The following is a 9,590-nucleotide window of genomic DNA, read 5'->3' as shown; positions in this document are numbered from 1 at the left end:
CTTGAAATGCTTGAGCGTGAGGTTCCTCATGCCGCATACTAAATTATTTTTACTGGCTAAGTAAAGTTATTGAATTTTACTTATCTCGCGACGTTTGTTTCCATTCCTCCAGTCCAGCCGCTCCGAGGAGATGCGGCCGGACCGGGAGGTTACGATGCCAGCGGCAACGCTCGACGCTTTTCTGAACTCCTATCTCGGCCAGCCTGACGAATTCCGCTCGGCAGTTGTGACGACCGTCCGTCAGTTGACACAGGCCGCCATCAAGGTCCGCAACACCATCAACCAAGGGGTGCTCGGCGCCGCCTTTGCCGAAACCCGTGGCGCCAATGCCGACGGCGACGTCCAGAAGGATCTCGACGTCTTCTCCGACGACATCTTCCTCGACGCCATGCGCCGGGCGCCTGTCGCGCTTTACGCCTCCGAGGAACTGGAGCAGCCGGTCCTGCTCGACAGGCAAGCGCCACTAGCCATCGCGATCGACCCGCTCGACGGCTCTTCCAACATCGACACCAACGTCTCGATCGGAACGATCTTCTCGCTCCTGACCGCAACTGGCGCGCCGGACGCTGATCCGGCCGCCTCTTTCCTGCAGGCGGGCGTGAACCAGCTAGGCGCCGGTTTCTTCATCTATGGGCCGCAGCTGGCACTCGTCCTGTCGCTCGGCAGCGGCACCCATGTCTTCGTCTTCTCGACAAGGCTCGGCACCTTCGTCCAGGCCTATGAAAGCCGGATCATTCCGCAACGCACTCAGGAATTCGCCATCAACGCCGCCAACTACCGGCACTGGGACGAGGCCGTGCGGCTCTATGTCGACGACTGCCTGGAGGGCACCGAAGGACCGCGCGAGAAGGATTTCAACATGCGCTGGATCGCCTCTCTGGTTGCCGACTGTTACCGCATATTGATGCGCGGCGGCGTTTTTCTCTACCCCGGCGATCGACGCAAGGGCTATGGTCAGGGACGGCTGCGCCTCGTCTACGAGGCCAACCCGATCGCCTATCTCATAGAACAGGCTGGTGGTGCCGCCACCGATGCAATCAACCGAATCCTGGAAATCGAACCCGAGAGCCTGCATCAGCGCGTGCCGATGATCTTCGGGTCGGCGCGGGAAGTCGCGCGCATCACCCGCTACCACACAGAGCCGAGCAACATCGGTGAGCGTGCGCCGCTGTTCAGCCGCCGCGGCCTGTTCAGAGCCTGAGCAGCACCATGTCAGCCAAGCACCCCATCATCACCATCACCGGGTCGTCGGGCGCCGGCACGACCTCGGTCAAGCGCATCTTCGATCTGATTTTCCGGCGCGAGAACATCGAGGCCGCTTTCATCGAAGGCGACGCCTTCCACCGCTACGATCGCGCGGCGATGAAGGCAAAGGTGGCCGAGGAGGAAAAGGCCGGCAACCCGAACTTCACCCATTTCAATGCCGCGGCCAACGAACTCGGAATTCTCGAAGAGGTGTTCGCGGAATATGGCCGCCGCGGAACCGGCAAGACCCGCACCTACATTCACGATGAGGAAGAGGAAAAGCAGCACGGCACGCCACCGGGAACCTTTACCGAATGGCGCGAATTCGCTCCCAGCGACCTGCTCTTCTACGAGGGGCTGCACGGCTGTGTCGTCACCGACACGATCAATTTGGCCAAGCATGCGGATCTCAAGATAGGGGTCGTGCCGGTCATCAATCTCGAATGGATCCAGAAGATCCATCGCGACCGTTCGACACGCGGCTATTCCACCGAGGCGGTGATGGACGTGATCCTGCGCCGGATGCCCGACTATGTCCGCTACATCGTCCCGCAATTCTCGCAGACCGCCATCAACTTCCAGCGCGTGCCGATCGTCGACACGTCCAACCCGTTCATCGCGCGCTGGATCCCGACGCCCGACGAATCGATGCTGGTTATCCGCTTCGCCAATCCGCGCGGCATCGATTTTCCGTATCTGCTGTCGATGATCCACGACTCGTTCATGTCGCGGCCAAATTCCATAGTGGTGCCAGGCAACAAGCTCGATCTTGCCATGCAACTGATCCTGACGCCGCTCATCCTGCAATTGATTGAACGCAAGAGCCGTGTGTCGTGAGGAGGATGCAATGACCAGCCAAACAGCACTGAAGCCCGTCACCACAACCGCTCCCGTCTCGGAGCGCGACATGGCGAACGCCATTCGCGCGCTGGCGATGGACAGCGTCCAAAAGGCGAATTCGGGTCACCCTGGCATGCCGATGGGCATGGCCGACGTCGCAACGGTGCTGTTCAACCGCTTCATCAATATCGATCCGTCGAGGCCGGACTGGCCCGACCGTGACCGTTTCGTGCTTTCAGCCGGCCACGGCTCGATGCTGCAATACGCGCTGCATCATCTGCTCGGCTATGAAGACATGCAGATCGAGGAATTGCAGCGATTTCGGCAGTTGGGCAGCCGCACCGCCGGACATCCGGAATATGGCCATGCGCTTGGCGTGGAGACCACCACCGGACCGCTGGGACAGGGCATTTCCACGGCGGTCGGCATGGCGCTGGCGGAACGCATGCTTGCCGCCCGCCACGGTGCCGATCTGGTCGATCATCATACCTATGTCATTGCGGGCGACGGCTGCCTTCAGGAGGGAATCAGTCACGAGGCAATAGACCTCGCTGGTCACCTGAAGCTTTCCCGCCTGATCGTCTTCTGGGACGACAATGCGATTTCCATTGACGGGCCGACCTCCCTCTCCACGTCGATGGACCAGCCGGCGCGCTTCAAGGCCGCCGGCTGGGATGTCCAAAGTGTCGCCGGCCACGACATGGAGGCAGTCGCCGCGGCAATCGAGGCGGCGCGGCGGTCGGATCGGCCATCGCTGATTGCCTGCCGCACAGTGATCGGCATGGGTGCCCCCAATCTCGGCGGTTCGGAGAAGACGCACGGCGCACCGCTGGGTGAAGCAGAGATCGCCGCGACACGCGAAAACATCGGCTGGGCGCACGCACCGTTCGATGTGCCGGATGATATCCTTTTCGCCTGGCGCGAGATTGCCGGTCGCGGCGAAGCGATGCGGCGCGCCTGGGAGCAGCGGCTTGCCGCCTCGCCGCGGCGCGAGGCTTTTGAAAACGCTGTCGCCGCCGAACTGCCTGATACGGTCTTCGAAGCGCTCGACGCCTTTCGTCGCGAACATATCGAGAAGGCAACCAAGGTGGCGACGCGAAAAGCCTCCGAAATGGCGCTGGAGGTCATCAACGGCGCAACGGAGTTGACCGTCGGCGGCTCGGCCGATCTGACGCATTCGAATCTGACGATCACCAAGGGCATGAACCGCATTGCACCGGGTGACTATGCCGGCCGCTACATTCACTACGGCATTCGTGAGCACGGCATGGCGGCCGCCATGAACGGCATCGCGCTGCATGGCGGTTTCGTGCCCTATGGCGGTACGTTCCTGTGCTTCGCCGATTATGCGCGCGGCGCGATGCGGCTCTCGGCGCTCATGGGCCAGCGCGTCATCTATGTGATGACACACGATTCCATCGGCCTCGGCGAGGACGGCCCGACGCACCAGCCGGTCGAGCACCTTGCGATGCTGCGTGCCACGCCTAATCTCAACGTCTTCCGCCCGGCGGATGTCATCGAAACGGCGGAGTGCTGGGAACTCGCGCTAAAGAGCAAGGACCGGCCGAGCGTCCTGGTGCTGTCGCGCCAGAACCTGCCGATGCTGCGTCGGTCGCACAGCGACGAGAACCGCTCCTGCCAGGGCGCTTACATCCTGCGCGAGCCGGCAAAGCACCGCGCCGTCACCCTGATCGCCACCGGCTCGGAAGTCGAGATCGCGGTTGCTGCCGCCGAAAGGCTGGAGACCGAGCATGGCGCCGCCGCCGCCGTCGTGTCGATGCCGTGCTGGGAGCTTTTCGAGGAGCAGGACAGCGCCACCCGCAAGGCCGTCCTCGGCTCGGCGCCGCGCGTCGCGGTCGAAGCGGCAGCCCGGCTGGGCTGGGACCGCTGGATCGGCGAGACCGGCGCTTTCGTCGGCATGACCGGCTTCGGCGCCAGCGCCCCTGCCCCCGACCTCTACCGGCATTTCAACATAACGTCCGAAGCGGTTGCTGCAGCGGCGCTGAAGCTCATCATCTAGGAGGATTCACAATGGCTCGCATCACCCTTCGCCAGCTTCTCGACCATGCCGCCGAGCACGGCTACGGCGTACCGGCATTCAACATCAACAACATGGAACAGGGCCTCGCCATCATGGAAGCGGCCAAGGCCTGCGACGCGCCTGTCATCATCCAGGCTTCGCGTGGCGCCCGATCCTATGCCAACGACATCATGCTGGCCAAGATGATGGAGGCGCTGACCGAAATCCACCCGACCATCCCGCTATGCATCCATCAAGACCACGGCAACAGCGAGGCCACCTGCCTTTCCGCGATCCGCCACGGCTTCACCTCGGTGATGATGGACGGATCCTTGATGGCGGACGCCAAGACGCCGGCCAGCTACGACTACAACGTCGCCATAACCGAACGCGTCGCACGCATGGCGCATTGGGTCGGTGCTTCCGTCGAAGGCGAACTGGGTGTGCTCGGCTCGCTGGAAACCGGTCAAAGCGAGGCAGAGGATGGCCACGGCGCCGAAGGCGCGCTTTCCCACGACCAGTTATTGACCGATCCCGATCAGGCGGTCGACTTTGTGACCGCAACCCAGGTCGACGCGCTGGCGATCGCCTGCGGCACCTCGCACGGCGCCTACAAATTCACCCGCAAGCCGGACGGCGACATCCTGGCCATGCAGGTGATCGAGGCGATCCACGAAAAGCTGCCCAACACGCATCTGGTCATGCACGGCTCTTCCTCGGTGCCGCAGGAGTTGCAGGACATTATCAACAGATACGGCGGCGAGATGCCCCAGACCTTTGGCGTTCCGGTCGAGGAGATAGAGCGCGGCATCCGCTACGGCGTGCGCAAGGTCAACATCGACACCGATTGCCGCATGGCCATGGCCGGGCAGTTCCGCCGCGTCGCGACGGAAGACCCGCGCGAGTTCGATCCCCGTAAATTCCTGAAGCCAGCCATGGATGCCTTGCGCGACCTTTGCCGGGACCGGTTCGAGCGTTTCGGTACGGCGTCCAACGCCTCGAAGATCAAGGTCATCGCCATGGACGAGATGGCGAAACGTTACGCCGCGGGAAAGCTCGATCCCCATATCGCCACCGCGAAAGCCGCCTGAGCAACAAACAGGAGACCTGTCATGAACAAGATCGACATACTGCCAGCGGGAACGCTCAAGGAAGGCAAGGAACGCTACAAGTCAGGGGTCATCCCCTACAAGAAGATGGGCTACTGGGAGCCGGACTACAGGCCCAAGGAGACCGATCTGATCGCCATGTTCCGGATCACGCCGCAGCCGGGCGTCGACCACGAGGAGGCGGCGGCGGCCATCGCCGGTGAATCCTCCACCGCGACGTGGACCGTGGTGTGGACCGACCGACTGACGGCCTGCGAGCTCTATCGCGCCAAGGCGTTCAGATCCGAGCCGGTGCCGAACACCGGTCCCGGAACCAAGACCGAGCAACAGTACTTCGCCTACATCGCCTACGACCTCGACCTGTTCGAGCCGGGCTCGATCGCCAATCTGACCGCATCGATCATCGGCAATGTGTTCGGCTTCAAGGCAGTCAAGGCGCTGCGGCTGGAAGACATGCGTATCCCGGTGGCGTACCTCAAAACCTTCCAGGGGCCGGCGACCGGTATCGTGGTGGAGCGTGAGCGGCTCGACAAGTTCGGCCGGCCGCTGCTCGGCGCGACGACGAAGCCGAAGCTCGGCCTGTCGGGACGCAATTACGGGCGCGTCGTTTACGAAGCGCTGAAGGGCGGCCTCGACTTCGTCAAGGACGACGAGAACATTAACTCGCAGCCCTTCATGCACTGGCGCGACCGCTTCCTCTACTGCATGGAGGCCGTGAACAAGGCGTCGGCCGCCACCGGCGAGGTCAAAGGACATTATCTCAACGTCACCGCCGGCACGATGGAGGAGATGTACGAGCGCGCCGAATTCGCCAAGCAGCTTGGCTCCTGCATCGTCATGATCGACCTCGTCATCGGCTACACGGCGATCCAGTCGATGGCCAAGTGGGCGCGCCGCAACGACATGATCCTGCACCTGCACCGTGCCGGCAACTCGACCTATTCGCGCCAGAAGAACCACGGCATGAATTTCCGCGTCATCTGCAAATGGATGCGCATGGCCGGCGTCGACCACATCCATGCCGGCACGGTGGTCGGCAAGCTGGAAGGCGACCCGCTCATGATCAAGGGATTTTATGACACGCTGCGCGAGGAGCGCACGCCGCAGAACCTCGAAACCGGGCTGTTCTTCGATCAGGAATGGGCCTCGCTCAACAAGGTGATGCCCGTCGCCTCGGGCGGCATCCATGCCGGCCAGATGCACCAGTTGATCCACTATCTCGGCGAGGATGTCATCCTGCAGTTCGGCGGTGGCACGATCGGCCATCCGGACGGCATCCAGGCAGGCGCGACGGCCAATCGCGTCGCCTTGGAAGCGATGATCCTGGCCCGCAACGAGGGGCGCGATTATTTGCGCGAAGGAACCAAGATCCTCGAACAGGCGGCCAGATGGTGCACGCCGCTGAAGGCTGCCCTGGAGACCTGGAAGGACGTCACCTTCAACTACGAATCGACCGACACGGCCGACTTCGTGCCAACCGCAACGCCCAGCTTCTAGACGAAAGGAACCGTCGTCATGATGACCAATCCGGGAAACAAGGTCACACAGGGGCAGTTCTCGTTCCTGCCCGACCTGACCGACGAGCAGATTTCGGCGCAGATCAAATACGCGCTGAAGAACCATTGGGCGGTCAGCGTCGAGTACACGGACGATCCGCATCCGCGAAATACCTATTGGGAAATGTACGGCAACCCGATGTTCGACTTGAAAGATCCGGCGGGCATACTGCTCGAGGTCAACGCTTGCCGGAAAGCGTGTCCGAACATGTATGTGCGGGTAACCGCCTTCGATTCGACCAAGGGCTGGGAAGCGCCGCGCATGTCGTTCATTGTCAACCGGCCGCCCAGCGAACCCGGGTTCCGGCTGCTGCGCCAGGAGCGCGACGGCCGCAGTCAGGGTTATTCGATCGTGCCTTATGCGACCGACAGGCCCGAGGGCGAGCGGAGCTAGCCGAACCATGCTGAACGCGATGACCAAGGACGCTGCCGCACAGGACGCGACGGTTGATCTGCAGGCCGAGTTCGAGGCGTCCAACATCGACGAGGTCATGGACAAGCTCGACCGTGAACTCGTTGGCCTGAAGCCGGTCAAGACCCGCATCCGCGAGATCGCCGCTCTCCTCCTGGTCGACCGGCTTCGCCGCAAGTTCGGGCTGACTTCGGGCGCCCCGACGCTGCACATGAACTTTACGGGAAATCCCGGCACCGGAAAGACCACCGTGGCGCTGAGGATGGCCGAAATCCTGCATCGTCTGGGCTATGTCCGCGAAGGCCACATGGTCGCCGTGACGCGCGACGATCTCGTCGGCCAGTATGTGGGCCACACCGCGCCCAAGACCCGCGAGGTGATCAAGCGTGCCATGGGCGGCGTGCTTTTCATCGACGAGGCCTATTATCTCTACAAGCCCGAGAACGAACGCGACTACGGCCAGGAATCGATCGAAATCCTGCTGCAGTGCATGGAGAACAACCGTGACGATCTGGTTGTGATCCTTGCCGGCTACAAGAACAAGATGGACCGCTTCTTCGACAGCAATCCCGGCATGCGTTCGCGCATCGCCCATCACCTCGATTTCCCCGACTATGGCGTCAGCGAACTGAAATCGATCGCCGAGATTATGCTCGCGGAGCAGAATTATCGCCTCAGCGAGGCGGCGTCCCGTGCGCTCGAAGAGTATCTTCCGATCCGCATGAGGCTGCCGCATTTCTCCAACGCGCGTTCGGTCCGCAATGGGCTCGACCGGGCGCGGCTGCGGCAGGCCAACCGGCTTTTCGCATCGCGCAGCCGGGTGTTGACCAAAGCCGATCTTGTCACCATCGAGGAATCCGACATTCGCGGCAGCCGCGTGTTCGCGGAAGGGAAACTCGAAGGCGAACCGGAGACGAAGATGCGCTGACGGGATGGAGCCGGCTGGCGCAGCGACCAACACCCGCAGACAGAATTGGAGACGACGACCATGGTCACCAGGACAATCATCGCACCCTCCGTGCTTTCCGCGGATTTCTCGCGGCTCGGCGATGAGGTCGAAGCTGTCGTGCGGGCGGGTGCCGACTGGATCCATCTCGACGTGATGGACGGCCATTTCGTACCCAACATCACCTTCGGTCCGCCGGTGATCAAGGCGATCCGCGACCGAACGGACAAAATTTTCGATTGCCATCTGATGATCGCGCCGGCCGACCCCTATCTGGCCGCCTTCGCCAACGCCGGCTGCGACATCATCACGGTGCACGCCGAGGCCGGGCCGCATCTCGATCGTTCCCTGCAGGCGATCAAAAATCTCGGCAAGAAGGCCGGCGTATCGCTGAATCCTTCGACGCCGGAGAGCGTCATCGAGTATGTGCTCGACAGGCTTGACCTAGTGCTGCTGATGACGGTCAATCCAGGCTTTGGCGGCCAGGCCTTCATTTCCGCGGTCATCGAGAAGATCAGGCGAATCAAGGCACTGGTTGGCCACCGCCCGATTGACATCGAAATCGATGGCGGCGTCACGGCCGAAACCGCCCCGCTGGTCGCCGCGGCCGGGGCCAATGTGCTGGTCGCCGGGTCGGCCGTGTTCAAGGGGGGCACCGAGGCGGCTTATCGCACCAACATTGGAGCCATCCGACAGACGGCCGACGGTGCGATCCGGAAAGCGGCGTAAACAATTCCATCGGAGGCAAGCATGGCGGCCGTCCCCCCTGTCTGCGATTTCGGCTGGCGCGCCATCGATGCCGTTTTGCCTGGCGTCGACGGCAGGTCGCATTCGATCTTCAGCCAGGCCGGCCCGAACGGTCTGGTCGTGGCCTTCATCTGCAATCACTGCCCTTATGTGAAGGCAGTGATTTCACGTATCGTGCGCGATGCCAACGACCTCAAGGCCGAAGGTATCGGCTTTGTCGCGATCAACTCAAACGATGCCGACACCTACCCGGAGGATTCCTTCGACCAAATGAAGCTCTTCGCCACGACGAACGGCTTCAGCTTCCCTTACCTGCACGACCAGCACCAAACTGTGGCGCGCGATTACGCAGCCGTGTGCACTCCCGATTTCTTCGGGTTCAACAGCGAGTTGGGACTGCAATATCGCGGTCGGCTGGACGCCTCGCGACGAGAAGCCGGAGCGCCCGGGCTGAGACGCGACCTGTTCGAGGCGATGAAGCAGGTTGCCCGAACCGGCGACGGGCCGCTGGACCAGATCGCCTCGATCGGCTGCTCGATCAAGTGGAAGGATGCCGCATGAACGTCGGTGCAGGTAGGCCGCTTCGATCGCCGAAGGCGATCCTGTTCGATCTCGACGGCACGCTGGTCGACTCGGCACCGGACATAGCGGCCGCCGTCAACGAACTGCTGGCCAGTCGCGGTCTGCCGCCGCTGCGCCTGGATCAGGTCACGGC

10 protein-coding genes are annotated in these 9,590 nt (G+C 62.4%); all 10 read left to right on the top strand.

Going from position 1 to position 9,590, the window contains the following annotated elements:
- Positions 1-154: 154 nt before the first annotated feature.
- Complete coding sequence (locus EN939_RS10105) at positions 155-1,201, top strand: class 1 fructose-bisphosphatase (protein ID WP_023810405.1); 1,047 nt, start codon at positions 155-157, stop codon at positions 1,199-1,201.
- A gap of 8 nt (positions 1,202-1,209) precedes the next feature.
- The gene (locus EN939_RS10100; protein WP_027036917.1) at positions 1,210-2,082 is read left to right on the top strand and encodes a phosphoribulokinase; all 873 of its coding nucleotides are present in this window, start codon (positions 1,210-1,212) and stop codon (positions 2,080-2,082) included.
- Between the two features lie 10 nt (positions 2,083-2,092).
- A complete protein-coding gene (gene tkt, locus EN939_RS10095) occupies positions 2,093-4,105 on the top strand; it encodes a transketolase (RefSeq protein WP_127267900.1) in 2,013 nt (670 codons plus the stop codon).
- 11 nt (positions 4,106-4,116) lie between these two features.
- Complete coding sequence (gene fba / locus EN939_RS10090) at positions 4,117-5,196, top strand: class II fructose-bisphosphate aldolase (protein WP_127267899.1); 1,080 nt, start codon at positions 4,117-4,119, stop codon at positions 5,194-5,196.
- A 21-nt stretch (positions 5,197-5,217) separates the two neighbouring features.
- Positions 5,218-6,711, top strand: coding sequence for a ribulose-bisphosphate carboxylase large subunit (locus EN939_RS10085; RefSeq protein WP_013532056.1), 1,494 nt, complete (start codon positions 5,218-5,220; stop codon positions 6,709-6,711).
- An 18-nt stretch (positions 6,712-6,729) separates the two neighbouring features.
- Entirely contained in the window at positions 6,730-7,164 is a 435-nt protein-coding gene (locus EN939_RS10080) for a ribulose bisphosphate carboxylase small subunit (protein ID WP_013532057.1), read from the top strand.
- 7 nt (positions 7,165-7,171) lie between these two features.
- The gene (cbbX, locus tag EN939_RS10075) at positions 7,172-8,110 is read left to right on the top strand and encodes a CbbX protein (RefSeq protein ID WP_023810399.1); all 939 of its coding nucleotides are present in this window, start codon (positions 7,172-7,174) and stop codon (positions 8,108-8,110) included.
- Between the two features lie 60 nt (positions 8,111-8,170).
- Complete coding sequence (gene rpe / locus EN939_RS10070) at positions 8,171-8,857, top strand: ribulose-phosphate 3-epimerase (RefSeq protein WP_127267898.1); 687 nt, start codon at positions 8,171-8,173, stop codon at positions 8,855-8,857.
- Positions 8,858-8,878: 21 nt separating this feature from the next.
- A complete protein-coding gene (locus EN939_RS10065) occupies positions 8,879-9,436 on the top strand; it encodes a thioredoxin family protein (protein ID WP_127267897.1) in 558 nt (185 codons plus the stop codon).
- The coding region (locus tag EN939_RS38980; RefSeq protein WP_164750931.1) for an HAD family hydrolase at positions 9,433-9,590 on the top strand (158 nt) is incomplete at its 3' end. The genes EN939_RS10065 and EN939_RS38980, both read left to right, overlap by 4 nt.

The sequence above is a fragment of the Mesorhizobium sp. M7A.F.Ca.CA.002.05.1.1 genome (assembly GCF_003998335.1).
Taxonomy (GTDB): Bacteria; Pseudomonadota; Alphaproteobacteria; order Rhizobiales; family Rhizobiaceae; genus Mesorhizobium.
Note: the sequence above shows the minus strand (reverse complement) of the source record. Positions and strands in the feature narration are given on the sequence as shown.